General features: G+C 68.8%; 21 protein-coding genes. 8 read left to right on the top strand and 13 right to left on the bottom strand.

The window, feature by feature from the left end:
- The first annotated feature begins 90 nt into the window (after positions 1-90).
- On the top strand, positions 91-696 hold the full coding sequence (locus OG852_RS00105; RefSeq protein WP_330346728.1) for a hypothetical protein: 606 nt from the start codon (positions 91-93) through the stop codon (positions 694-696).
- Between the two features lie 149 nt (positions 697-845).
- Here OG852_RS00105 and OG852_RS00100 read toward each other — a convergent pair whose 3' ends face one another.
- The 5 genes from OG852_RS00100 to OG852_RS00080 form a co-directional block, all read right to left on the bottom strand.
- Entirely contained in the window at positions 846-1,241 is a 396-nt protein-coding gene (locus OG852_RS00100; protein ID WP_330346727.1) for a hypothetical protein, read from the bottom strand.
- Positions 1,241-3,733 (bottom strand): hypothetical protein, encoded by a 2,493-nt coding sequence (locus tag OG852_RS00095; protein WP_330346726.1) that lies wholly within the window; start codon positions 3,731-3,733, stop codon positions 1,241-1,243. Before OG852_RS00095 ends, OG852_RS00100 begins: the two co-directional genes overlap by 1 nt.
- Positions 3,730-5,568, bottom strand: coding sequence for a hypothetical protein (locus tag OG852_RS00090; RefSeq protein WP_330346725.1), 1,839 nt, complete (start codon positions 5,566-5,568; stop codon positions 3,730-3,732). The genes OG852_RS00095 and OG852_RS00090 overlap by 4 nt, the downstream gene beginning before the upstream one ends.
- 110 nt (positions 5,569-5,678) lie before the next feature.
- The gene (locus OG852_RS00085) at positions 5,679-7,133 is read right to left on the bottom strand and encodes a site-specific integrase (protein WP_330346724.1); all 1,455 of its coding nucleotides are present in this window, start codon (positions 7,131-7,133) and stop codon (positions 5,679-5,681) included.
- Positions 7,134-7,235: 102 nt separating this feature from the next.
- Complete coding sequence (locus tag OG852_RS00080; protein WP_330346723.1) at positions 7,236-7,859, bottom strand: hypothetical protein; 624 nt, start codon at positions 7,857-7,859, stop codon at positions 7,236-7,238.
- Positions 7,860-8,192: 333 nt separating this feature from the next.
- Here OG852_RS00080 and OG852_RS00075 point away from each other — a divergent pair, with 333 nt between their 5' ends.
- The 3 genes from OG852_RS00075 to OG852_RS00065 all read left to right on the top strand — a co-directional run bounded on the left by OG852_RS00075 (position 8,193) and on the right by OG852_RS00065 (position 10,432).
- Positions 8,193-8,429, top strand: a complete 237-nt coding sequence (locus tag OG852_RS00075; RefSeq protein WP_330346722.1) for a hypothetical protein — start codon at positions 8,193-8,195, stop codon at positions 8,427-8,429.
- Positions 8,430-8,930: 501 nt separating this feature from the next.
- Positions 8,931-9,473 carry a hypothetical protein gene (locus OG852_RS00070; protein ID WP_330346721.1) on the top strand — a complete coding sequence of 181 codons (543 nt, stop codon included), beginning with the start codon at positions 8,931-8,933 and terminating at the stop codon, positions 9,471-9,473.
- Positions 9,470-10,432, top strand: coding sequence for a hypothetical protein (locus OG852_RS00065; protein WP_330346720.1), 963 nt, complete (start codon positions 9,470-9,472; stop codon positions 10,430-10,432). Before OG852_RS00070 ends, OG852_RS00065 begins: the two co-directional genes overlap by 4 nt.
- A gap of 525 nt (positions 10,433-10,957) precedes the next feature.
- Here the strand turns inward: OG852_RS00065 and OG852_RS00060 are convergent.
- The 3 genes from OG852_RS00060 to OG852_RS00050 are packed head-to-tail and all read right to left on the bottom strand — an operon-like array spanning position 10,958 to position 12,438.
- Positions 10,958-11,662: a hypothetical protein gene (locus tag OG852_RS00060; protein ID WP_330346719.1), complete on the bottom strand. Its 705-nt coding sequence runs from the start codon at positions 11,660-11,662 to the stop codon at positions 10,958-10,960.
- Positions 11,655-12,218 (bottom strand): RNA polymerase sigma factor, encoded by a 564-nt coding sequence (locus OG852_RS00055; RefSeq protein WP_330346718.1) that lies wholly within the window; start codon positions 12,216-12,218, stop codon positions 11,655-11,657. The genes OG852_RS00060 and OG852_RS00055 overlap by 8 nt, the downstream gene beginning before the upstream one ends.
- Positions 12,211-12,438, bottom strand: a complete 228-nt coding sequence (locus OG852_RS00050; protein WP_330346717.1) for a hypothetical protein — start codon at positions 12,436-12,438, stop codon at positions 12,211-12,213. The genes OG852_RS00055 and OG852_RS00050 overlap by 8 nt, the downstream gene beginning before the upstream one ends.
- Before the next feature lie 160 nt (positions 12,439-12,598).
- Here OG852_RS00050 and OG852_RS00045 point away from each other — a divergent pair, with 160 nt between their 5' ends.
- Both OG852_RS00045 and OG852_RS00040 read left to right on the top strand, forming a co-directional pair.
- Positions 12,599-12,760, top strand: a complete 162-nt coding sequence (locus OG852_RS00045) for a hypothetical protein (protein ID WP_330346716.1) — start codon at positions 12,599-12,601, stop codon at positions 12,758-12,760.
- Positions 12,761-12,776: 16 nt separating this feature from the next.
- On the top strand, positions 12,777-13,001 hold the full coding sequence (locus OG852_RS00040; RefSeq protein ID WP_330346715.1) for a hypothetical protein: 225 nt from the start codon (positions 12,777-12,779) through the stop codon (positions 12,999-13,001).
- Positions 13,002-13,997: 996 nt separating this feature from the next.
- Here the strand turns inward: OG852_RS00040 and OG852_RS00035 are convergent.
- The 5 genes from OG852_RS00035 to OG852_RS00015 form a co-directional block, all read right to left on the bottom strand.
- On the bottom strand, positions 13,998-17,021 hold the full coding sequence (locus tag OG852_RS00035; protein WP_330346714.1) for a Helicase associated domain protein: 3,024 nt from the start codon (positions 17,019-17,021) through the stop codon (positions 13,998-14,000).
- Between the two features lie 9 nt (positions 17,022-17,030).
- A complete protein-coding gene (locus tag OG852_RS00030) occupies positions 17,031-18,050 on the bottom strand; it encodes an ATP-binding protein (RefSeq protein ID WP_330346713.1) in 1,020 nt (339 codons plus the stop codon).
- Entirely contained in the window at positions 18,044-20,164 is a 2,121-nt protein-coding gene (locus OG852_RS00025) for a Mu transposase C-terminal domain-containing protein (protein ID WP_330346712.1), read from the bottom strand. Before OG852_RS00025 ends, OG852_RS00030 begins: the two co-directional genes overlap by 7 nt.
- Positions 20,165-20,241: 77 nt before the next feature.
- Positions 20,242-20,880: a TnsA-like heteromeric transposase endonuclease subunit gene (locus tag OG852_RS00020; RefSeq protein ID WP_330351360.1), complete on the bottom strand. Its 639-nt coding sequence runs from the start codon at positions 20,878-20,880 to the stop codon at positions 20,242-20,244.
- Between the two features lie 276 nt (positions 20,881-21,156).
- Positions 21,157-23,712, bottom strand: coding sequence for a DEAD/DEAH box helicase (locus OG852_RS00015; protein WP_330346711.1), 2,556 nt, complete (start codon positions 23,710-23,712; stop codon positions 21,157-21,159).
- Between the two features lie 327 nt (positions 23,713-24,039).
- On the opposite strand from OG852_RS00015, the gene OG852_RS00010 reads away from it, so the two are divergent.
- Both OG852_RS00010 and OG852_RS00005 read left to right on the top strand, forming a co-directional pair.
- Positions 24,040-24,333 carry a hypothetical protein gene (locus tag OG852_RS00010; RefSeq protein WP_330346710.1) on the top strand — a complete coding sequence of 98 codons (294 nt, stop codon included), beginning with the start codon at positions 24,040-24,042 and terminating at the stop codon, positions 24,331-24,333.
- Between the two features lie 105 nt (positions 24,334-24,438).
- Positions 24,439-24,606 carry a hypothetical protein gene (locus OG852_RS00005; protein WP_330346709.1) on the top strand — a complete coding sequence of 56 codons (168 nt, stop codon included), beginning with the start codon at positions 24,439-24,441 and terminating at the stop codon, positions 24,604-24,606.
- Positions 24,607-24,952: the final 346 nt, after the last annotated feature.

The following is a 24,952-nucleotide window of genomic DNA, read 5'->3' as shown; positions in this document are numbered from 1 at the left end:
GCAGATCCGTGGCCAGTAGCCGTGAGCGTTGCCCGCTGACGCTGCAGAAGGCGCGTTCCCACAGGAACCCGTGGGGATACCGTGCTGCACATGGCCACCGCCCCGACGCCCCACAACCTCACGGCGCTCCTGCTGTTCATCGACACCCACATCATCGACGCCGCGGACGAGGCAAGCGCGTGCTTGAGGCGCCTCCGTGACGAGGGATGGATCAACCTTCAGCGGACCGACGCCATGGACACGGAACTCGCTGACGCGCCCGCTGAGAAGTGGGCACAGCTCACCGAGGCCAGCGCCGGCTACCCGGAAGCGCTCGGGCCCATGGTCTGGGGCCAATCCCGCTGGGATTCCTCCGTCTGGGGCACTGAGGAGGACCACACCCGCCTGCACGACGTGTTCGCCATCCTGTTCCCGAACGTGGACCGGACGACCGCTCGGGACAACCACATCCGTGACGCCATGCACGTCTCCACAGCCATCCGGTACGGAGGATTCGGCTTCGTCACCCGTGAGAGGCGCCTCCTGAACAAGTCGGACCGGATCGCCGAACGCTTCCACGGTTTCCGGATGTGGCTGCCGGAAGACGCCCTTACCGAGGCAGATGCCCGGATCCGGGGCCTTCGGGAACTCCACCACCGCGAACCTCACCGCGGCGCCCTGCCGACGTGGCCAGTGGAGGGCGATCTCCCAACTTGACGTCTTGGGCGGAGCGGCCAAGATCAAGTGCTTAGAGCCAACCGCTGTTCCGTCGTTCGCTCCGCCCACGGCCTCGCGTTCGACCGAACGTGATCACGAGCGGTGGTCGACCACCATCGCGCACGCGCTCCGTGCTCCCTTGGAAGTGCTCACTCGGAGGAGGGGAGAGGGGCGAGTCTTCGGTCGTTGTCGCGCTTCTTCAGGGCGAGGTTCTCGTGGTAGAGATTCGCGGTCACCGTCGCGAGGGCGTCGAGTTTGCCGTTGAGTTGTGTGATCTCGGCTCTGGCCTCGCGAAGCTGCTTGCGGAGTTGGGTGATCGTCTCGTCCCGGGCGACCTCGCCGGGGGTGCGGAGGACCGGGCGGGCGACCTTGGCGTTCCACTCGGCGAGGATGTCGTCGGCGCGGTGGACGGTCGCGTGGCTGACCTGGGCTTCTCGGGCGAGGTTCTCCTTGGTGAGGGCGCCGTCGGTGTGCAGCGGTTCGCTGGCCAGTAGCCGGGCCATGGCCTCGCGGAGCTTGGTGGCGGTCTTGGCGGACACTGGCATCAGGGGGTGACTCCTTCTTGTCGAAGCGCGCGGGTGATGCGCTGGACGTCGGCGAGACGGATTAGGACGGCTTCGCGGCCGGGCGGTGACAGGCTGAGGTCCTGGGCTCTGGTTGTGAGGTCGTCTTCCTCGGCGATCCAGATCGGTGCGTGTCGGCGGGTGATCACGGAGTTGCGGCAGCGGTCGGGTTGGCAGGCGCCGATCAGAGGGGCCGTGCCGCGCTGATCGGCGGGCAGCTCGTTCTGGCACTCGGCCTGCGGGGCGTCGAACATGCAGTGATTGATGGTTCCCAGGTGGAGGTTGGTGAACTGGGTGGCGAGCAGGGCTGCCTCGGCCTGTTCATCGGCGATCTGCGCCCGTAGGAGGGGGTCCTCGTTCATGGTCGAGATGACCTGGTCCAGGCCGGCATGCAGCCGGTCGGCGCCGGGCCCGACCGCGACCTTCTCGCCTGTCCGGCGGGCCCTGAGCAGGTCGACCAACCGGAGTGCGGCGGCGTACTCGAGTTGCTGGTCGAACTCCTTGGCCCACGTGGTGTCCATCTGCGCGTAGCCCTGCGTGGTGCAGTTGGCCAGTGCCCGGCGGGCAGCGTGCTTCAGCTGGAGGCCGAGGGCGACTTCGGAGCCCGGTTCGCGCCCGGTGATCACCGACATCGTTCGCCGGAACATGTGCGAGCGGACATGCGCGTCGGGGATCGTCTCCAGTCCGTAGGCGTCGGCGCTGGCGTTGACGTGCGTGATGAAGTAGTCGATGTCTTCGGCGGCGATGATGCCGCGATCGCCGCGGTTTTTCTTGCCACGGGGTGGCTTGAGGCTGGCGAACAGGTGGGTGGGGTGCCATGACAGTTGTCCCGCGACGGCGATGGCCTCGGCGACCGGATCGATGATCCACCAGAACGACTCCGGCCGTTCCGGATTGTGCTTGAGCTTGTGAGATCTGATGGCCGGGGACCCGTAGTAGGTGGTCACGGCGTCGCGCTGGATCTCCTGCACTTCCGAGTCGCGCATGAGACTCGTCGCGATGACAAAGACGTAGCAGGCTGCCCTGAGCATGCGTAGCTCGACGGTCAGTTCCGCCTGGGTGATGTGCGTGCGCCAGGGACGGGTCGTGCCATCCTTGCAGGTGATGTGGGCGGCGCCGGGGCAGGGCTGGGGGATCGACCAGTAGCGGTTGGCGGCCATCACCACGGTTCGCCTTGCAGCGACAGCATCCGCGACAAGTTGGCGCCGGGCCCGTCCCGACGCCGCATGCGAGGTGAAGCGATCGCCGGTCGGGATGCCCCAGATCAGGCGGGCGAGGGTGCTCCAGATCACCGTTCCCGCCTGGCCGACGCCGTCGTCGGCCGACCGGATGGGAACGCGGTTATCCGGGTTGGCCAGCCACTGCCGAAGCTCCTCGTCGATCACTGCTGCGGACGGGCGGGCGCCAGCGGGGGCATGGCGGGGAGCATTCATGACGGCTGCGGCGACTTTTCCTCGGACCGCCTGCGTGCGGCCCTGGGCGACCACGGCGAGGACGGCCGCCCGGCGGGCCAGGGCGCGTGCGCGCGGCGCGCGGCCGTGGGTGGCAAAGATGCTCTGCTGCTGTCCTGCGGTGATCAGCTCGCTGAGAACTGTCCAGATGGGGTCGCCTGCCTTGGTGCCGTGCCGGTTGACGGCGTGAACCGGCACGCGGTGGCCTGGGTCGGCCAGCCAGGCGGCGATCTGGGCATCGGTGTCGTCGGCGGTCCTGGCGACGTGCCGACGAGGTGCCCCTTGGCCGAGCTCCACGGCCAGGTGCTCGAAGTGGTCTTTCCAGCGCAGGATGTCGGGGGCGAAGGTGTGGACGTACGTCCAGGCGGCGCGGATCAAGGGCCACCAGGTCTGCGGTGGGATGGTCGGGGTGGCCAGCGCAGCGTCGTCCGTGGTGGCGTTGAGCACTGCCTGCCGTCCGAGCTGGGCGGCGGAGCGGTCGTCCCACGGGTCGTCGAACGGCGTGACGCCGGTGACGACCGCGGCGAGTTCCCGCAGGGTACGGACGGCGCCCACGTGGTTGGCCGCCGTCGTGTCGCCGACCGTCGCGGCCAGCTCGTCCAGGAAGGACTGCCAGTCTGCCGCAGCCCAGCGGCCCGGGTCCGCCGGAAGGCCCTGCCGCCGTCCCCACCTCAAGATCACCCGCAGCTTCTGGCAGCACATCTTGACCGTCGGGAAGGCCACCGGCTCGGCCGAACGGTAGATGGCCGCCTTCCGCAGTACTCGGTGAGTGGGGTTAAACTGGGCAAACGCGATCTCCCGCAGCTGCAGGGTGATCAGCGGGTCCTCCGGCGCGAAATGGATCTTGTATCGGGTGGGAGGCTGGTTGGCGGGGCGGCCGATGCAGTCGCCGGACCAGAAGTCGGTGTCGCCGAAGCGCGGGACGACAATGCCAGCGACGAGGCGGTAACCGGGGCCGAAGACCGGCTCGTCGTCGCGGAAGTGGGCCGAGACGGCGGGTTGGAGTGCCGACTGAGGTGTCATCGGTCGAATTCCGTTCGCTGGCCCAGCGGTAGGTCAAGACGAAGGCCCAGGTCGAGGACCTGCTGACGGGCGGCGGGCAGCAGGTCGGCGCATTCGGCGAAGACTTCCTGCAGCGCGGCTGCCTGGCGGCCCCAGAGTGCCTGCCATTGGGGCGGAGGAAGCGCGGCCCGCATCCGCTCCATGTGATCGGACAGCATCAGCAGCCGTGGCAGCTGGGACGTGAAGATCACCGCGTTGCGGCAGAGCATGCACATCGCCGGCCCAACATGGCATACCTTGCCGTCACTTCGGTGGGGAGAGTCGTAGGGGTCGCGACAGTGCGTGAGCCCCATGTCCAGCTCGCCCGCGCGGATCGCCTTTGCCTCCGTCGAGCTCAGCCCCAGCGACTCGGCGACCCCCCGCTCTTCCAACTGGGGCTCGGCGGCGGCATCGACGAACACCGGTTTTTGCGCGACGCGTTGGAACACCCACTGCTGGGACCGGTTGATGGCCTGTCCCGCCAGGACGTGCGCGGTCGTGCCGTGAGCGTAGTGGCCGCGGTAGATCTCGACGTGGTGGTCGTCGCCGGCCAGGTCGGTGAGCGAGCCGCCCAGGACGACCGCGCGGACCACCTTGGCCGTCTTGCGTAGGCGCCGGACATCGTGTGGCCAGGAGATGACCAGCGGTCGCCCCTCGCTGTCGTGTTGGACAGCGATCCAGTGCGTGAACCGCCGTTGGTCGTGGGTGAACTCGGCGTATGTGGCGCCGAGCCCGCCGGTGTCCTTGCGGTAATCCACCGCCAGGAACAGCCACTGCTCGCTGGCGAAGGCATCCCGGGCCGGGGCGGTGATCGCCAGTAGACGTCGCAGCAGGCCGGGAACGTCCCAGGCGCCCGACCCGGCGAAGTACGGATCTTCCTCACTGCGGCATGTGGTCTGCTCCGGGTGAAGGTCGGCCCGGATGCGGCTGGCCCTGTTCTTCTGCTGGACCAGTCGCACTCCGCCGTCGGTGAACTCGATGTCGGGGACCTTCAGATCGTGGAGTTCCTCCGGGGTCGTGTCGGACATGCCCAGAAGAAGCAGGACCCGGAAGGCGTGCAGGTCCATCTCGTCGGCGAACAGGGTGTGTCCCAGGGCCCTGACCAGGGCCCGGACACCGGGGCGCCGAGTTTTGCCGTCGTTCTTCCAGGTGGTCAGCAGGCCGCGGATCTCCGGCGGCCACCACTTGGGCTCAGAGGGCAGTTCCCGCTTCAGAACCTTCGAGTTGATCATTCCGGCGCGGGCGGCCCAGAGCAGGTTGGGCAGACTGCGCCAGCCGCCGTCCCGGGGGTCCGTCCCGACGGCCAGGAGATCGCTGCCGCGGTGGAGCCGGGCCTCCGTCTCCCGTACCTGTTCGCGGGCCGCGTCCCGCAGGGCGATCCGCTCGGCGTTGGTGAACTCATCCAGCGGCTTGCCCCGCGGAGCGCGGAAGGCGGTGGGCGCCTGGGTACGGGCCTTCAGGTTCTCGCAGACCCTGGCCCCGGACGCGGCGCGTTGTTCGATCATGGCCAGCAGGGCCTTGACCAGCGTGTAGGGCTGCTTGGACCGCGGAAACTCCCGGCGCAGCGCCTCCTCCCAGGCATAGACCACCTCGACGAGGTCGATGTCATCACGGTCCAGCCGCACACGGGCCGGATCCAGGCTGCGTGCCCGGACGTACTCGTCCGTGAAGGCGGCGAACTTTCTGACAGCCCCGCCATAGTTGGCGCCGCCGTCGCCGATCCCCAGGGCGCGAGTGATCCGCACCCACTCGTCCGCGAGCTGTGCCGCCAGCACCGAACATCGGTAGTCCGCAGGATTGATGCTGTGGCGCTTCACCCGGCCCCGGTGTTCCGAGGTGACAACCCGGATCCCGGTGTGGTCCAAAGCAGGCCTCGGCGGCGGGCCCTCGGCGCGGACCCGAACCTTGCGTTCGCCGCGGCGGGCCATCAGACCGCCCCCGCCCCGACCAACACGGCCGCGTAGTCGACGTAGGTCTTGTCCCGGTCGTTCCACTCCGCGATCGCTTGACTGACCAGCAGATTCGTGGTCCGGATGTAAGTGAGATACCGAAGCGTGGAGCTTGGGCGCCGGTGTCCCAACAACCGCTGCAGAATGAGCAGCGGATTCCGCGAGAGATGATCGGCGAGGTAGGCACCGTGCCCGCCGGCAGCCAGCCGCTCGGACTCCTCCCGCAGGACCAGCTGCGTCAGCATCTGCAGCATGTAGATCGCGAAGGTGTGGCGCGTGTCGTGGATCCGCAGCCGGGCCGGCATCACCACCTCGGCCTCGTGCTCGTCGCTGATCCGGAGGCTTCGTAGGTGGGCCTCGTCAAAGATCTGCTCCCAGCGCTGCTTGGACAGCATCCGTCCGCCGCGGCCGACGAACAGGGCCATCGGCTCCAGGCCGAGGTTGCCCTCGATGACGGCGACCCGGCGGATCTCGGCGGGCATCGCCTCAACGCGGAAGGTCCGGCGCCGCCCGTGCAGGGTGCCCCGCAGCTTCATCTGCCGCAGGTCGACGTCGTCGACAACGAACAGTTCATGCCGGCGCCGATGCAGGGCCTTCACCGAGGACCGCACCATCGCGGCCCGCTCAGTGCGGCGATACAGATCGATCTCTCGCAGCGTCGCGTGCTGGACGGCCACTACCCGCGGCAGCCCGAACTTGGCGATGGCCTGCAACATCACCTCAGCCGGGGAGGCGTCCCGACGCGGCGGGCCGACCTCGATGTCGAGCAGGCAGCTGAACTCGCGCAGCCGCATCCCCGTCGTGATTGCCAGTTCGCCAGCCACGCTGTTGCGCAGCGGGGAGCGGCCCCGGAAGGCGGGATCAACCGGGCCGTCGGGGAGACAACCGCGCAGGCCCACCTGCTTGAGGAACCGCCACTGCCGGAAGGTCAGGTGACGCACATCCAGCTCGGTCGTGGCGCCCCAGGCCAGCACATCCCGCCCGTTGCCACGGCGAAAGTACGGCCGCTGATCGAGCAGCCTCGCATCGACGGCCCAGTCGTAGAAGTTGTTGATCAGCGACCGGCGCTTTCGCCATGTGGCCGGCTTGTCCGGCGCCTCACGGTGCTCGGTGCAGTCCTCCCGGTAAGCCACCAGATCGTCTTCCGTGGCCGAGGCCAGGTCGGTCGGCACGGGGAGCTGGCCTAGGAAGTCGACCAGGTCCAAGGCGTCGTACGTGTAATCCTCCAGGGACTTCGCCTTGAGCGACTTCGACAGCTCCAGGAAGAACGAGCACAACGGCTCGGCCGGACGCATCCCGGGATCAAGGAAGAAGGGCGTGCCCTCCTTCACCGCCCCGGGCCGCTGTACGTACGCCACCGCATCGAGATCGACTCCCGGCGGTGCCTCGTAGAACCGACGCACCTTGCCGTGAGACACAAAGAAGTGATCCACCCCAACTCCCTCTGACACAACAAGAGTCCAGGGAACCTAACGGTCTCCCCGCTCTCCCGGTGTCGCCTCAGATGCCACATGAGACAGCCAGAGTTACTTGTCCTAACGCAGCTGCTCCCAGTCGACCTCGGGATGGGCAGGGATGACCCCGTCGACGGACGCCGTGGTGTAGAGCGCGACGTCGACGGCCCCGGCCCGGCTCGTGCCGAAGCGGACCTCGATCGACTGCGGTGAGCGGACCCAGCCGAGCCGCACCATGTGGTCGAAGTCGGCACGCCGTACCCGGAGCCGGGCGGCGGCTTGCTCGGGTCCGAGCGGGGTGTCGGCGGCGACCAGGTCCGCCAGGTCCTCGCGGCGGCAGACCTCCGCGACCTGGCCGGGGTGGTGCAGCGTCCCGTCCGGGTTCGCGCTCAGGTCGACCAGCAGGCCGCGGTCGACGAACCGCCGCACCACGAAGGCCGTGACGTTCGCCTTCTCGCCGATCACGTTCGGGGTGCCGAGTGCGTCGGCGATCCGGTCCGCCGCCACGCCGCCGCCGATCGGCGGGGACGACATCGCGGCCCGGATGGCGTCGGCGTCCAGAGCCTCCACAGCGGCCCGGGACCACTGGTAGGACGACGCGTCCGGGTCAGGGATGAGGCCGGTGTGGCGGGCCCACCGGAAGGCCGCTGCGGGCACCTTCAGTCGCTTGGCGGCCTGGCTCGCGTCGTACTCGGTTCGTCGCATGAGATCACCTCTCGCTCGTTCGCCGGAAGCGGCGGGACAGAACATGACAGAGCACACTAAAAGCTGTCAATACCCCCTGGAAATAGGCAAGTTGGACGCGCACAGCTAGGACTGCGCCCGCGTACGCGAAGGAAAATCACCCGCCCGGGTGCCGCTCCAGACCGGGCGAGACCGCCGTGATGGGGGCGACCACAGGCCCGACCATGAGGCCGACCATGACGGTCGCGACCCCCGACCATGAGGCCGACCACGCTGGTCGCGACCCCCGACCACAGCACCGGACGGGGCGTGTCCGAAGTGACACGTAATTCGAACAAGCGATCTAATGCCGGTATGGACGTGACCGACTTCCCCGACGACCTGGTGCAGACGCAAGCCGCCTGGAACGCCACCTACCAAGCACTCGCCGCACCCCGTCCCCGCGACACCACCGCCCTGCGCCGCCGCCTGCTGCTCCTGTCCGTACGGCTGTGGTGGCACCCCTACTGGGAGACCGTCCCCTCGGTGCCGGCGGCACGGTCCGAGCTGCGCCACCTCGCCCGCGCCCACGGAGCTGTCCGGGCCGCGTGACCGGTCGCCCCGGTCGACCAGGAGCACGAGGTTGCGCTGGGTGTTGCGCCTATCTGTTGCGCTGGAGGTTGCGCCAAGGGTTGCGCTGGGTGTTGCGCGGCCCGCAGGACCGTCTCCGTGTCCGCGCAGGTCACCACGTTGTTTTGCCGTGGTCGGATCGCTGACATCCCCGTTGCGGCTGCTCTGCCCATGTCCCTTGGCTGGAGTGAAGGAGGAAGGGACGGGCGGGATGGGCGGAGCGGCCACGGCCGGGGATCGGGGCGCGCCCAGCCGGTTGCGCGTCGACCGGGGGCCGCCGCGCTCCGCCGCCCGTCAGGCCGGGGCGACCCGGGGCAGGCACCGATGCGCGGGGTTGATCGGCATGGTTTCGGCCACTGCATCTGATTGCCCGGCGGGTCCCGGACAGCTGCGGGTACGGTCGATCGGTTTGACGGCTGGCGGTGGCTGCCGGTGGGAAGTGTCCGGTCGGCGTGTCGTCGCATCGCGGGTGGGGGTGGTTCGGTGGGCAGCACCGAGCAGGAGATCGAGGAGCAGTTCGCGCAACTTCAGCAGAAGGTCGGCGCTCGCCATGCCGAGGTGCTGAAGCACTCCGACGGCGACCAGTTCCCGGTGGAGTACGCCCGGCTGGTGAACGTCACCAGCAAGCTGGTGGAGTTCGAGAAGACGATCCCCGAGCGGCTGGCCGAACCCGAGCGCAGACGCAGTGAGCGCATCGTGACGTGGTCCTGGCGCGGCCAGGCGGCCGTCGCCGCGGTGCTCATCGCGCTCGTCTTCGTCCTCGACCGCTCGACCTGGTGGTTAGTCCTGCTGGGCCCGCACTTCATGGGAACGGTGGCCGGCTGCTTCCAGAAGGTCGATGCCGAACAGCACCGTGACCGCCGCTTCGGAGCCATCGGACTGCACGTGGTCGCGCTCCTGATGGCCCTCATCAGCCTGAGCGTGATCAGCCGGTGGTTCATCATCGCCGCCGCCGTGGGCTGGATGCTCGTCGCCGGGTCCTCGATGGACAGCACAGGCGCCGAGCCGAAGGAGGCGCGGCGGTGAGCGACGACTACAGCTACCAGGTCCGCCGTCTGGAGACCCGGACCGGCGGGATGGAGCACGAACTGCACTCGCTGCGCTCGAAGCTAGGGGAGGTCGAAGACCTCGACTACGAGCTGCGCGACATCCGGGGCGGCATCCGCAGCCTCGAGGACGACCTTAGCACCGTCCGCAACGACCTCACCGAACTGGACGACGACGTACGCGGCCACATCCAGGACACGGATCAGTCCCTCAAGCGGCTGACCGGCCGCGTCCAGGCCCTCGAAGCCCACCTGCTCGCCGCGGGCGGCGCCCCACTCGCCGACCTCGACACCATCGACCCGGAGTGGAAGAAGCTGGCCAGGACCGCCAACCACGGCTGGCACGTGCGCTCCGGCCTGCTCCCCAGACACCAGCGCGAGGCCCACCGCCTCAAGGTCCGCGAGTACGAAGGCGCGGTCGCCGAACGCGACGAACACCGGGACAAGGTGGTGGAGGCCGCCGGCATCCTGGCCAGTCAGCCGCGCACCTCCCGCGAGTTCAAGCAGGCCGTCATGGACTTCGGCATGTCCCGCACCCTCGCCGAGAGGAACGATCAGCGGGCCCGGCAACTGGCTGGCCCCGCCCAGACCGCCCAGGCCGCACTGGCTCAGGATGACTCTCTGAGGCAGGCGAAGGCGTCGCTGATCGAGCAGGGCGACAAGGCGGAGAGGAAGCTGAACTGGCTGTTGCGCGGCCGTCTGGCCGACGCGATCCGCGACCGCGCCCTGCTGCCCATGTGGTTCGTGACCGTGCTCGGTCCCGTGCCGCCGGCGCACAAGACGCAGGAGTGGATGGACCTCGCCACCCAGGTCCTGGCCTACCGGGTCACTTACGGGATCACGGACCACGCCGTCGCGCTCGGACCGGCGCCTGACGAGTACGTGCCGCGCCGCACCGAGTGGTACGGCGAACTCACCAAGGACCTGCGCCGCTGGTAGCCCGCGTGGGTGTGCAGCCCCACACGTACGAGACCCCGGGCATCTGCGGCCCGGGGTCTCTCTGTGCTCTGGGATGTCCGACCGGTTCAACGACCCGCCGGCGGGAGCGTCACGCCCACTCCACGCCCAGCTCCCGCAGGGCGGCCATGTCCAGGAGCGGTTTTTGTGATCGGTGGTCGGTGGGCTGACCTGCTCTGATCACTTTGGTGTGCGCCGTCGGTCGAGGGCTACGAGCGCGGCAGGGGTGGGGTAAGAGGTGTGGTGCCGGACCTCGGGTGGGCTTGTGATCTGTGGGTTTGCCAGATGGTGCGTTGATTTGTCAGGTCGTGTCATCTGCGCTGGCCGGTGTTCATGTTCGTTGATCGCTGGTATGGGGCGCTGTCTTCTACGGGGCTGGGAGGCAGCGCGGCAGGCGGGGTACCCGGGGGGACCGACGAAATGGTCGCCGGCAGTCGTCCGTCGGTGAGTTGGCTGACGATCTGGTGAGGTCGTCGGCGGTGAGCGCGTCATCCGGGTGGGGGTGACTCAGGCGGGGAGGGGCTGGTCGAGGTCCTCTTCGATCTGGTTGAGGAGGTGGTCGAGGATGCGGTGTGCCTGGGTGATGCGTTGTGTGGCGCCGTCGAGGGTGTCGAGGGCGTCGTCGAGGAGCACGGCGTGGGGGTCTGCGGCGGGGCTTTCCAGTGTCTGCGCGACGGTGGTCCAGGCCGTGTTGACGCAATCGTGGATGTCGTTGAATGCCGCGGTGTTCTGCGTCCTCGTGAGTGTCCTGCCTCGTGCTTTGGTGATGAGCCGCGAGATGACCAGCTGAGCGTGGGTCAGCTTGGACCGTGCGGTCTCCAGGGATGACGGGCCGTTGTCCGTCATGCTCACAAGGCCGTGGAACTGGTCGCTGGTGTGCTGCAGGAGGTCGAGGGCTTCCTGTAGCTGCTGGTTGTCGTCGATGCGGGTGCGTTCGCCGGGACGCCCGGTGTTGTGCAGGTTCGAACAGCGCAGGGCATCCCCGTTCAGGCCGGCGGCCGGTCGCGGAGGAGCGGGGCAGGAAGGAAGGGAAGCGAGCTGCTGAAGACCGTCCGTGAGATCGAGGGCGTCGTCGAGACACTGGGACAGTTCTTCGTCGGCAGCCGCAAGAAGCTGATCCAGACGTGTATCAGCAGCCGTGGGGCGGCCATCTCCCTGGACGGTGTCACCCTCGGGGACCGTTGTCTCCCGGGACATGGTGTGTTCACTCATCGCGGCCCCCTGTCTTCTCAACGAGAGTCTGCTGCAGTCGAAGCCGGGCGCGGCTTCGGTTCTTCCTGACGGCGGCTTCCTGCATATCAAGCGCTTGGGCGATCTCCTGGTCGGTGAAGCCGTCCTGGGCCCACGCCATGACGTGCCGCTGCAGCGGTGGCAGTTGGGCCAGTGCGTTCAGGACCCGCTGATTTCCCTCTTTGAGGGTCACGTGGGCGATGGGACAGGTACCGCCTGGGCGATCGGGCAACGGGTCGTAGGGGGTGTCCCGTTGGCCCGTCTGACGCAGATAGCAGCGGTGAGCGACCTTGCGCAGCCATGCCCGCGGTTCCCGGATGCTGTCCCATTTCTCGATGGCTACGGTGAAGGCCTCATGAGCGGCATCGGCAGCCTCGTAGGGGGTCGCGCCGACCCGGACCAGGAACCGCGTCAGCTGCGGCATCTCGACGCGGTAGAGGTCCTCAAGACTGCTGGTCGTTAACGCGGGCGAGGCCCCGTCGATTTGTGAAGGCGCCTGTACCGTCTTCCCCGCCACGGGCGAGACCGACTCAGCCACGGCGGAACTCCGCCGGCTGCGCTCCCGTCACAACCTCGACCCTGCCGGGCCGTTCCAGCAGTCGGCTGCCGGGCGGCAGGTGCCGCACGCGCTCGCTGAGACCTTGCTGCTGCATCTCGGTTGTGCGCAGTTCGGTATGGCTGGCCATCCATATGTGCAGCAGCCGATACAACCAGCTGCACAGCATCAGCAGCCCGCCCCCGAGCACCGGATCCATCATGGTCCGCCTTCCCCGGCGGTGACCCGTTCACCTGCCGACACTATGTAGTGCACGCACCCCCGCCTTTTGTGACCCCGCCGTCCGTGACGTACGCCTCACAGACCCGTCAGCCGAACATTCTCAGGGCCTTTGCCCCGCCGGGAAGGAGAAGAACTCGACCATGGGCCTTCAGGTCGGGGACTACCGGAGGCAGGCACGTTACTTCGCGGGCAGGGCCGTGCTGGACGGTGCGGCGCTCACCGGGGCGCAGGAGCAGCTCGCGCGGGCGGGACTCGGGGCCGTGCTGCTGGCCGGCCTGCCGCGACATCGAGGCGGCGGCTGACGGTGAGGAGACCGGGGTGGGCCTGGCCCCGGTCCCCGGCAACAATCGTGCGCTGCGGGTGCAGTGGCAGCAGGACCCGAAGGCCGCCCATCACCTTCCCGCCGAGCTGTGCGATGCCCAGCAGGCCGTCATGAACCAGGCCGTGCGCGCGATCCTGTCCGCTCGCCGGTTCCGGATCGAGGACGGCCCGCTGGGCGAGGCCCCGGTCGTCCTTGATGTCCGGCCTCGTTGGCCGGGGTGATCGCTCCGGCCAGAGGCTGCGGCCTCGATCGGTGCGTCAGCGCCGGTAGCCAGCGCTGGTGCACCTTCAAAGCCTCGCGGAGCCAGCGCCACTGCAGGCCGCCTGTTCGTCTAGGTGGACGCCGGTGACTGGCTGGCGCTGTCTGGGTTCGCGGGCGGTTGTGCTCCTGGTGGTGGGTCGGGTGGTGGCTGGGGAGTGGTGGCGGGGGCTGTGGCTTGCCGGTAGGTGATGATGGCTTGGATTCTTTTTTCGGGGTCCGTTATCTGGTCGAGTGTGGCTGCGAATTTCTCATCGACCAGTGTTCCTTTTCGTTGTCGTGAGTGTTCGAGGATGAGGCTGGTGAGGGGGACGGCGAGGTATGCCGCGATGACGATGACTCCGACGGCCCACCAGGGTGCGCCGCCCAGGGCACCGGCGAGGACGGCGGGGAGTCCGGCCAGAAAGCCGGTGATGGGGGCGAGGGAGGACGAGTTCATCGCGTGGATGCCCTTCCAGCACGTGACGGCTGGGCCGCCTCATGCCTGAACAAGCCGCGGGAGGGCGGCTGGGACGGGGAGAGGCGGCACAAGGGTGCCGTGGTGTGAGGGCATGCCGAGGGCCGGCGCCGCCGTAGGGCGGGCCGGTGGTGTTTTACGGCAGGCCTGCTAGCCCCTTGGGGTGTGGGTTCGCTGTTCCCGTGGGGTTTTTCAGAGGCTTTGTTCGGCGGTTTTAGCGGAGGTTTTCTTCGGCTTTTTGGGCAGGGTGGGTCAGGGGGAGCAGCTAACAAAAAGACTGCTGATAAAGCCCTCAAGCCGGTTCATTTAACCTTCTCCGCGCCGCCTTTCTCTTACTCGTTGACCGCGTGCTTCTTCCAATGGGCACGCTGGACGTACCCACCAGTATCGCTCATCGCGGCGCCGCTCAGGGGCTGTTCGGCGACACCGTTACCGAAGTTCCCGGCCGCCGCTGCTCCAGGAAGCCACCGGAGTGCGAGCCGGTACCGGCTGGAGGCAACGTTCAGATGCTGACGAGGCCGGTGGTGGTGAGGAGTTGTTGTTGGCGGGGGTGGAGGAGTGGCAAGCTGCGTTGTTGGTTGTGGAGCCAGTGGCGGGTGGCCGGGTGGCGGGGGTGGGTGTGGGCGTGGTGGTAGGCGCGTTGCCACAGGATGGGCCAGGGAGGGTTCCACCAGGGGTCGATCGTGGCGAGCATCTGCTGGGTGGGGGAGGGGCTGGTCCGTTTCTTCGCGAGTTGGCGTTGGCTGTCGAGCCATGTGCCGAGGGGGAAGCCGTCGTGGACGGTTTTGATTGGCGGGCAGAGGTGGCCGTGTTCGGCTGCCCAGGTGCGGGCGTGTCGGAGGGCTTCGGCGTGGGGCCGGGGTCGGGGACTGGGCCGCCAGTGGCCGGCTGTCTGGGCGGTGATGCCGATAGCGTTCAGCAGGTGCTGCTGGCCGGGGTGGAGCTGGTCGTACTGGAGGCATGCCCGGGTGATCCAGGTGCCCAGGACTGTGCTCGGGGCGGGGATGCGGGCTGCGGGGTCGAACGGGCGGCCCGCTTTGATGTGGTCGCGGGTGCGGTAGTAGTTGCGTTGCCAGTGCAGGTCCCACGGCGGGTTCCACCACGAGTCGATCGCGGCGAGCTCGGTCAGGTGGGGTGAGGGCGGCAGACCGCGGCGTGCCCGGTCCTTGGCTCGGTTGCGCTGGCTGAACAGCCACCACCCCAGCGGATACCCGTCGTGCAGGGTGTCCCGGGGAGCTGCGAGGTGGCCGTGTGCGGCGTGCCAGGCCCGGGCGTGTGCGAGGGCTGTTTCGAAGCCCGGCCTCAGGTCGGGTCGGTGTCCGAGGCGGCTGTGGGGATCGCGGGGGCGCTTCGGCTCGGTGGCACGCCGAGTGCGGCGTCGACCCGGAACAGCCGCAGGGCCTGCAGCCTTTCTGGCGCGGCCGGCCTTGTCTTTCACGTCCGCGACCGGGGTCGCCGTCGGCCTCTTCGGGGCCGTACGTGCATGTTCCAGGGTCGTGCGGGCCACCTCGGTGGTGATGCCGATACCGACGAGGAGTTGCCGCTGCTCGGGGTGGAGTTCGCCGTACGTGGCGCACTGGCGCCATAGCCAGTCGGCGGCACCGGAGTCGTCGAGGGCATTGAAGCCGTTCTCGGCCTGGAGGCGGTGGCCATCTGCGGCGTTGCGGGCACGGTGATAGCTGCGCTGCCACGTCAGGTGCCAGGGTGGGCACCACCAGGGGTCGATGGCGGTGAGGGCCTGGGCGCGGCCGGCGGGCAGGGGCCGGTGGCCAGTGCGCTGGTAGTTGCGTTGGTTGGCGAGCCACTGTCCCAGGCGGAAATCGCCGTGGACGGTTGCCGAGGTCACGGAGGCGAGGCTGCCGTGTTCGGCGGCGTAGGAGCGGGCGTGGGCGAGGGCTTCTTCGGCGCCGGCCTTGAGGTTGCGTCGTCTGGGCCGGGCGGCAGCGGCTGCCGCGGCGTCGATGCCGATCTGGGTGAGGAGGCGTTGTTGTTCGGGGTGGAGGGTGGGGTAGCGGGTGCACTGTAGGTATAGCCATTCGCCGAGGCTGTAGCTGGTGGTGGGGAATCCTCGGGCTGGCTTGAGCGGGCCATGGGTCTGGTGGTGGGTGCGGGCTTGGTGCCAGGTGCGCTGCCACAGCGTGCTCCAGGGCGCGTTCCACCACGGGTACAGCGCGGTGAGGGCGGCGGCTTGGTGGGCGGGCATGCGGGTGTGGCGTGCGCGGGTGTTGGCGAGCCATTGGCCCAGCGGATAGTCGGCGGGGGTGTCTTCCTTGGGCACGGCGAGGTGCCCGTGCTGCTGGTGGTAGGCGTGGGCCTGGGCCAGGCCTGTCTGGAAGGCTTGCTCGGCCTGGAGGCTGTGGCCGCGTAGGCGTCTGGCGGGCTTTGCCGCGGGCTGGGTGCCGTCGGCGGCCGGAGCGTGGGGGAGGAGGTCGCTGAGGGTGCGGGGCCGGTGTGCCGAGTGCACCGCCCATAGTGTCTTCTGCGCCGCGGGTGCGGCGACCGCGCGGGTGTGTACGCAGGAGTGGGCCCAGGTGAACAGAGGCCCGTGGGTGACGGTGGCGAGGTGGTGGGCGAGCCACGGCCGCCCGAGCTGGCCGGCGAGCTCGGCCAGCAGCTGAGGCAACTCGCCAAGCCGATAGGGAAGATGGCCGCGCGCTTGGGCGATGGTCTGCTGCTGCCAGTAGGGGCTGGCCACTACCTGCGCCACGGCGACGGTTTCCGGATAGGTGATCAGGTCGCGGGCGGCCGTCTTCCACCAGCCAGGATCGGCGCCGACGGGCCGGGTGGCATCGAGGCGGGCCGGCCACAGATGCTCCTCGTTCGGCCAGGGCTGGTCCCACCAGGATCCGGTGACAGCACGGGCGACTTCGAAGGCCTGCGCACCGGCGGGGCAGTGGCGCAGCAGTCGGACATGCCGTCGCTGGGCGTCGACCACCTCCGGGCACCGGCCAAGGGGCACGGGCAGGCCGCTGGTTCCGGGCAGGAACAGCAGCCAGTACTGGTGGCGTGCGCAGACCCGCTCTCCAGGTGTCAGGTACCGGCGGGCGGGCATGCGGCGGCCGGTGCGGGCGGCACAGCAGGAGGGGCAGGCGGGCCCCCACGGGGCGACGGCTTCCTCACCGCGGGTCAGGCGGCCGGCCGGGCCGCCTGGGTAGTGCGCGTGTGGTTCTGCCCGCGCCCACGCCGGCAGAGCTCGTTCCAGCACCGCCGCTGGAACGCGGCTGAGGGCGCACACCCGCTCGCGTGCCTGGGCGTTGAGGTGGATCTCGCTGTCCGGGTACAGCATCCCGGCGACGTTTTGCCGACCGTCGGTCTCGGTGATGGCGGCGAGCAGGTCCCGCAGGCCGAGGTGGTAGCGGGCGGCGAGCCGGTTCAGGAACGACAGCGTCAGCTCCCCGTGCAGCGGTGCCACGCGTCCGGCCGCACCGCCGGCCAGTGCCGTGACGAGGACGCCGGACGCTGCCGTCCGTTCCCCGCCGTTGGCCGTGCTGCGGACCGCCGCACGAGACGGATGCTGGTGTGCCATCTGCGCGCACTATGCCCGGCGAGGGCGGTGGGGCCGGGCCTGGGCTTCGGCTGCCGCGTCGAGCTCGACCTCGCTCAGCAGCTGCTTGGTGATCCGCTCGGCGCCTTCGGTGAGGGCAATCAGGGCGGCTTCGCGGATGAGGTGAGAGAGGCTGCCGATCCGCCCCGCAGTGCGGGCATGGAGGTAAGCGGCATGCTTGACCAGGATTCCGGGCCGGTGCGCGCGCAGCCTCAGCAGGTCCTCCATGGCCCGCACGAGGTCGTCCCAGACAGCCCGGTCCTGCTCGGTCGCATACGCCAGCGGACGGTGGCGGAAGATCTTGAAGCGGCCGGCAATCTGCGCCCCGCGCACCCCGCTCAGCAGCGAGGAAGTCTCGATGTCGATCGCGGAGTACACGAAGGTGGCCGGGATGCGTTCGCCGAGGTACTTCAGCTGATCGGAGGTCTCAGCTCCGGCGCGCCGCTGGGTGTCCAGGAGGTGGACGTCGTCGATGAGGACCAGCTGGGTGCCCAGCTCACACAACAGGTCGCATACGGCGCCAGTGATCTGGGTCTGGTTGAGGCGGTCGGTGATGGGCATGCCGAGGAACCGGGCGAACTCGCTGACGAGCATCTTCGGGGTGGCGGCCGGCGGCACGCTGATGAACAGCACAGGCCTGCGCTCTGCCTGTCCTGGGTGCTGGCGAGCGTCAGCCAGATGGAAGGAACGCCCCAGTGCCATCATCGTCGTGGTCTTACCCGTCGTGGCCGGACCAGAGATGATCAAACCGCGGCGGGCGCCGGCCTGCTGGCGGCGGTTGACCAGCAGCAGCCGGCGCACCGCGGTGAACACGCTGTCCATGGCGGGGGTGCGCATGACGGCGAGTTCGGAGTGGTAGTCCTCGCGCTCGGCCTGGGACCAGGCTGGATCGGCGGCGTCGCGCAAGGGTGCCGGGGCACGGCGGACGAAGGCGTCCCATCCCTGCCATACGGTCGGAGGGGCCAGCGGTGCGAACCCCGCGGCGTCGTTCGAGACGAGCGGACTCACCATCGCAGGCATTCCTCAAAGGGGTCGTAGACCGTGACCTTGGCGCGGCGCGCAGCAGGTACGCCAGCTCCCTGCACTGGAGCAGCCGAGGAGTTGCTCGGCTGTGCACCTTCAGCCGGCCAGGCGTCCACGGCGCCGTCGTCGGTCAGGGGCTCCTCGTCGTCCTCACTGTCGTCAAAGACGTCCTCGTCGGCGGGCTCAAGCACCTCGGCCTCCGGCTGCTGGCCGTACAAGATCCCCCACACCGCACCGTCCGTTGCGGCGGTGCGGGTGCGGGCGGTGACGACCTTCTCCCGGCGGGTGCCATGTCCGGCGGCGGCGCGTTCCAGCAGCTCGCGCAGGGCAAGCGCCAGGTCGTGTTCGTGCTGGGCGCGGTGGGTGCGGCGGGCGACGGTGCGCTTGATGTACTGCCAGGTGAAGTCGGTGAACGGTGCGCTGACCAGGGTGTGGTGGATCCACGGCACGGCCTCCCACTCATATCCGCGCGGCTGGTCAGGCTTCGGCAGGCGTACCCAGACCTGGCCGGGTGCGTGCGGGTTGTAGTGGATCTCCCACAGGCCGTCCGCCGCCGGGGAGCGCTCGCCGCGGTAGGGGTTGAGGGCCTTGTGGTCGTAGGTGCGGTAGTCGATGCGGATGCCGTAGTCGTTGATCTTCTGCCTCTTCACGGGCATCAGCTCGATGTAGTCCTCACGGCCCAGCGGCACCGGGACGTACCCGCATACGGCGACCAGTGCCGCCCACATCTCGTGCGGCGACAGCGCACAGCGGGGCATCATCGGGTGCCGTAGCCCGTCGTGCTTGCGTTCCTGCCACCCGCAGATGATCCACTCCTGCAGCAGGTCGTTCAGCTGGGCCAGCGTCCACACCGCCTCGCCTTCGGCGTCCTGGCCGCGCTCGCCAGTGTGCGAGCCTGTGTAGGCGGCCACGTGCTGCACGAACAGCGTGTTGATCGAGGAGAAGGTGCGCTCCACGTGCCCCTTGGCGGGCCCGTTGCCCGGCGGCGTGGGCTGCACGGAAATGCCCAGCGACTCACAGGCGGCGATGAACGAGGACGAGACGAACACATTTCCCTGGTCGACCACGATGGTCTGCGGGGTGATCACCGGCCGCGCCGCGGCACCTTCCAGCCGGGCATCCACGCTCAGCAGCCGCTCGTAGGGCACTACCGAGTGTTCCATCGCCAGCGCCTCGGACCAGGTGGGCCGCATCGGCGCCGGGACCATCATCTGCGCCAGCAGTTGCGCCGCGTCCACGCTGCGGGTCCCTTTCGCACGCAGCACGGCCGCGCAGATGGTGCGGGTGGCCACATCCAGCGCGATGGTCAGTTCCGGACGCTCCACCACCCCGTCGTCGAGCACCACGAAGGCGTCCAGCACGGTGCTGTCCATCATCACCAGCTCACCCGGCGCCATCACCGTCGTCGGGACGAACGGGGGAGCCGGCCGGGCTGATCGCCAGCGGCGTTGCCGCGCACTGCCCAGTAGCCCGCGTCCGTCGGCGAGGGCGTGCACGAGCCGGTTGAACGTCGCACTCGAGGGCAGGGGCACCACCCCCTCTCCGTACTGCTCGGCCAGCAGCCGCTCGGTGTATACCCGCAGCCGTCCCCGCGTCCCGCTGGAGCGCTCCCGCCCGGCCTCCAGCACCTCCCGCAGGGCGGCTACCACCCGCTCGTCCGCCCGCCCCAGGACGGACCGTGGCCGGGTGGCACGGTGGTCCACCAGCCCCCACACCCCCTCACGGCGGTAGCGGGCCCGCATCCGCCGCACCGTCACCACGCTGGTGGGCATGCCGGCCGCCGACAGTTCCGCCGCCTTCGCTTCCTCCCGCTGCGCCAGCGTCCGCGCCTGCGGGTCGTACTCCGCCCGCGGCGGACCTGCCGCACCCGGCTCGCCCGGCTGCCCCGTCTCCACCTCCCGCACATGCCGCTCCCACGCCAGGGCTCGTTCCCGTACCGCCTCGGGCAACGACTCCAGCAAGCCCAGCGGCGGCACGCTGGGCCCTCCCGGCGCATCCAGGACTTTGAACCCCACATCGGCGAACAGCAGCGACAGCAAAACCGCTGCTACCGCACCGTCCTCGGCGACCAGCCGCACCTGACCGTCAGCAAGGGCCGCCACCGTCCAGGTACACCCCCCGAACCGGACCTGGCACCCCAGCTCCACGACCGGCCTGCCCGGTACTTTGCTGTCTGTCCTCACTCTGCCGCCTGCGCCCACACCGGCATCCGCTCATGCATCGGCGCCCCCAGGTCCGCCGCCAGCCGTCCCGCCCACAGAGCATGAAAGAGCGCAGGAAGCACTACCAGCGGATCCCCGATCCTGCGTACGCCCTCCCATAGCGGCGCGGGCTCGGCGAACGCCTCCTGCAGCGCGGCAGCCAGCAACCGACCACCGTGGTGCCGCGGGTGTCGGTATCCGGCCAGCCAGGTCGCATTGCGCCGGTAGATCGCGTCAACAGGCCCGAGCACCCAGTACTGCCAGCCCGCCGCCGTACAGATCTCTCCCACCATCGCAGCAAGAGACCGCTGGCGCCGAGACAGCTCCCCTCTCCCTGTACAGTCGACGAGCACCCCTTGGCCACCTGCCAGCCGGAGCATCAGCTGAGGAGCATGCGCCCGCATCCCGCTCGACTCGCGCCACCGCAGTTCAAGCGGCCGGGCGGCCAAGCCGCTGACGCGCGGGTCGCGATCGAGGAGCATCACGTGCAGTCGCATCGCCGCAGATCCGTAGTGCACCAGCCGCCCAGTGGTTGACGACCACCACCATCCCGGCGCCATCCGCTTGCCCTTGCGAGCTGGGAACGGTTGCAGCGGTGGGCACCGCTCAAACGCCACCTCGGGAGCAGCAGTTGGCCATCTCAAACACTTTGTCGTTCTGTCGGCAGCCAGGAAAAGCACGTCCACGGACTCAACGTCGGTCTGCCCGGCCTTCTCCATGTCCCGCCCCGCACTGTGCACACCAAGCTCAACGGCTCGTCGGCTCATCGGGTAATGGGCACAGCCCCGGTGGTGCTAGGAGGTGCTTTCATGCCCGACCTGCCGCAGTGCCACCGGCGGTCTCCCTGCCAACGGATCGACTCGAGGGCGCCACAGGGCAAAACCCGTCGGAATCTACGTCCAGCGCATGCCGATGGCGGAGAGCTGTTCGATCCGTTCCGGCGACAGCGTCGCGGCTCTAGATCTCTGATTCCCGATCCATGCCCCGAGCTTGATCTCTCGTTCCTCCTGGTCCCCGCTGCTCGCGCCGTCGCGAGCGTCGTCCCCGCTGGCGACGGCGATCCGTTCGACATGCTGCCTCGGTACTTGAAGGTGTCCCTCGCGCTCGTGGAACTGTCTGGCGGCAGCGTAGTTGAGCGCCCACTTGTCGGCCTGTGTGCGGCGCAGACGCGGCTTCTCGTCCTCGGTCGCGGGCTGGATGCCGAGGATGTTCTCGCACATCCACTGCTGGACATTGGTGAGTTTGTCCCCGCCGAAGCGCACTGTCTTGACCCATCGTCCGAGGTCCTCGCCCTGGCGTACGACGATGCCCGGCTCGCTCGGTAGCGTGCCGCCGGCTTCCAGGTGCTGCCGGGTGAGGTGGAAGGCGCGTTGCCATTCCACCGGCCAGGTGGGGCACCACGATGGGTCGATGTCCTCGAGCTGTTCGCGCCGCTCGGCCGACAGCACCCAGGCCGACGTCGTCTTCACTGGAAGGCCCTGGGTCTGCCGTTGCTCGGCCTGCATGCCCCGGCGGGCGGCGGCCCGCGCGTTCTTCAGAAAGATGCCGATCTTGAAACCGTGGTGCGTGGCGTCCGTGGGGGCCAGAAGGTGGCCGTGTTCGGCCGCCCACCCACGGGCCGCAGTGAGCGCTTCCTCCCAGGCGACGTCGTAGTGCGACCACACCATGCCGAGCCGCTCCAGCTGCGCGATGCGGTCGTCGTCCATGTCCCCGCGGGCGTAGAACCTGCGAGCGTCGGCGATCCATTGCCCCAGTGGGAACCCCGCCAGGGAGGTGGGCCACTGTTCGGCTTCCGCCTCCTGGTCGTTCTTGGCGGGCACGCGGTACGTGAACGGCACGCGTAGGTCGCCGTGGAGTCGGTAGTAGATGGCGCCGGCTTCGATGCCGCGCCGCCAGTGGGCGTGTTCGGGGTTGAGGACGCGCAGGTTGATGAACGCGGCCAGCTGCGCGGGGTCACGCGGCGTGGAGAACTTCAGCAGTGCTCGCGCCGGCGGTGACAGTTCTCGGTCGCTTCGGTCGCTGCCGGCTGCTTCGTCTTCCTGGCCCCCGCTGCGGGTGTGCACGCCCCTGGCACGGCTTCGCGCCTGGGGCTCGGCGAGCTGCTCCACGATGCGGGCGTCATGCGCCCTGAGCGCTTCCAGGAGCTTGGCCAGGCCGCCGTACGCCCGGCTGGTGAGCATGTTGTCGGGTGTCTCCCCGGGCCCCAGCAGTACTGGCACCACGAGGGACGCCATTTTGCCTTCACCCGGCTGGATGCGCAGCGCCCGGCCGACGGCCTGGACGAGGTCGGGCATGGAGCCGCGCACGTCGGCGAAGTACACGGAGTCGCAGTTGCGGGTGTCCACGCCTTCGCCCAGGACCTTCACGGAACTCAGAAAGCCCTTCTCCACCACGGTGCCGTCCGTGGCGATGCCGTCGGCGAACTCCCCGAGAACCCGCCGCCGGTGGCTGGGCTTGTGGTCACCGCACAGCCAGTCCGCCCAGATCGTCTTGGGGTACACCTCCGGATCGCTGTCGTGCAGCTGTGCGGCGATGTCGGGAAGGCCGGCCGCGAATGCCTCGGCTTCCTTGACCACGTGGTGGAAGGTGAGGGTTCGGCGGAAGCCCTCCTCCGCGGCCGCCTTCACCAGGGCCGTCTGCAGCGCGGCGAGCCGGGCCCCGCGCACCTGGTCCGACCTGCCGTCCGCACCGAGCAGCACGGCGGCCTGGAGCTGGGTGTCGGTGACGTCCACGCACACCACCTGGTACGGCGCACAGATTCCCCTGTCGATAGCCTCCGACAACGTCAGGGTGAAACACCGGCTGCCGAACGGCCCGTTGGGGTCGTCTTCCATCGAGGCCACCAGCTCGCCCGGCGCGCCCTGCTCGGAGTCTTCGTCCAGCTGCCACAGCCGGGGCGTGGCCGTCATGTACAAGCGGCGCAGGGACGGAATCTTCTGATTGTTGTGCACGACTGCCCACGGCTTCCCGATCCGGCCGGAACAGCGGTGGGCTTCGTCCACGACGATCAGGTCCCAGCCCGGAAGGCCGGCCTCATGAGCGCGCTCCAGCGTGCCCAGCCCCAACGAGGCGTACGTGGCGAACACGGTCACCTTGTCGAACGGCTTCACCCAGGAGACCAGCTCGTCCACGTCCGTGGTGTTGGGGAAGGACACCTGATCCCCGCGCAGGGACGAGACCCCGATGATCGGGCCCGTGCAGCCGCCGGCGCGCCAGGAGGCCTCGGTCTGGGCGAGCAGGTCCAACGAGGGCACGAGCACTAGGACCCGGCCAGCGCGGAGCTCCTCAGCGCTCCGGGTAGCCACGAGGCTCTTGCCGGATCCGGTCGCCATGATCACCTGAGTCCGCAGGCCGCCCTCTGGTACAAGAGATCTTGCAGGCAATTCGAGGGCGCGAAGTACCCTGTCCACGGCTTCTCGCTGATGGGGACGGAGTTGCATCCCTGCCATTCCGATCTGTTTTCTCCTGTAGACCGGTGGGTGCTCTGACGTGACAGCAAGAGGAGCCCTGCACGTAGACGGCGTGTGATCGGCTACGGTGAGAGCATCGAGACTTGATCCCAGCAGCCGATCATGCGGGGGGAAGCGAGATCCCAAAGACTTCACACCCTCTCAGGCGTGCCACTCCATGAGTCCAGAGTCTATCTTGCATCACAAAGTGAAGCACTAAAATCGCTGGAAGCTCTTCAACAAGCCCTTTAAGACCCAGCCACTCCATTCGCCCCCAGTCGTCTTCCGGCTTGGTGGTCACGGCGTATCGGGGGTACACGGCTCCGCATGTCACCGAAGACCGAACGCATCATGCCCCTGCGCACCGTGCAACAGCTCCGCCGCATCCGCTTCTTCTACGCTTTGGGTGCCCTTCTGTGGGCAGCGTCCGCCCTGTGGAGCGGCTGGCAGGCACCGGGAAGCCCGCAGATGTGGGCATGCGTCCTCCTTTTGGCTGCCTTCAGTGGCCTCCTCGCCACCGCCAGCCTGTTCCTACGGCGTCTGCAGGGCCCTGAGGCGGGCCGGCTCGCGCATCACACAGCAGCAGAGAAGATGGCAAGGCCCCAGCACGCTCACGCCTGAGCACCCGCCCAAAAGGCTCAGTTACGGCCCCAAGAGCACGGGCTTATGCCTGACGAGGCCGTGACCGGGCATACGGGTTTCACCCCTTTGAGAGGAGCTCGTTTCATGCTTGGCATAGTCGCGGCGGTGTTGTTCTTCGTGGCGTTTTTGATCAACGCGGCGGATCTCAGCACCAACGATGCGTTCTCTTCGACGAATGTGATGCTGCTGGGGCTGACTGCCCTAGCGCTGCATGTGGCCGGGATCGGGAGCGGCTGGGCCCGCAGACGCTGACACAGGTGTGCTCGGTGACTAGCCCTCACCGAGCCACGACCTCCTTTCTCGTAGCCAGCCGGGCCCGCGTTAGCGGGCCTTGAGGGACTGGAGGCGAAGCCAGAAGGACCGGTAAGGCGGGGGAGCGCAGCGGACCCGCCGGCCAGGCTGCAGCGAAGCGGAAGCCTGGTTTAGCGGGACGTAAGTCCCGCCGGTCCGAGAGCGCAGCGAACGGACCGTCAACCCGGCCGCGCAGCGGCCGGGTTGTGCGGGTGGCGCAGCCACCCGCTAGCGCTCACGCGGAGCGGGAGCGCAACACCCGCGCGCAGCGCGGGTGTTCGCTTACTTCGGGCGCAGCCCGAAGGAC

Origin of the sequence: Streptomyces sp. NBC_00582 (assembly GCF_036345155.1) — a bacterium.
Lineage (GTDB): Bacteria > Actinomycetota > Actinomycetes > Streptomycetales > Streptomycetaceae > Streptomyces.
This window is presented reverse-complemented; position numbering and strand designations above follow the sequence as displayed.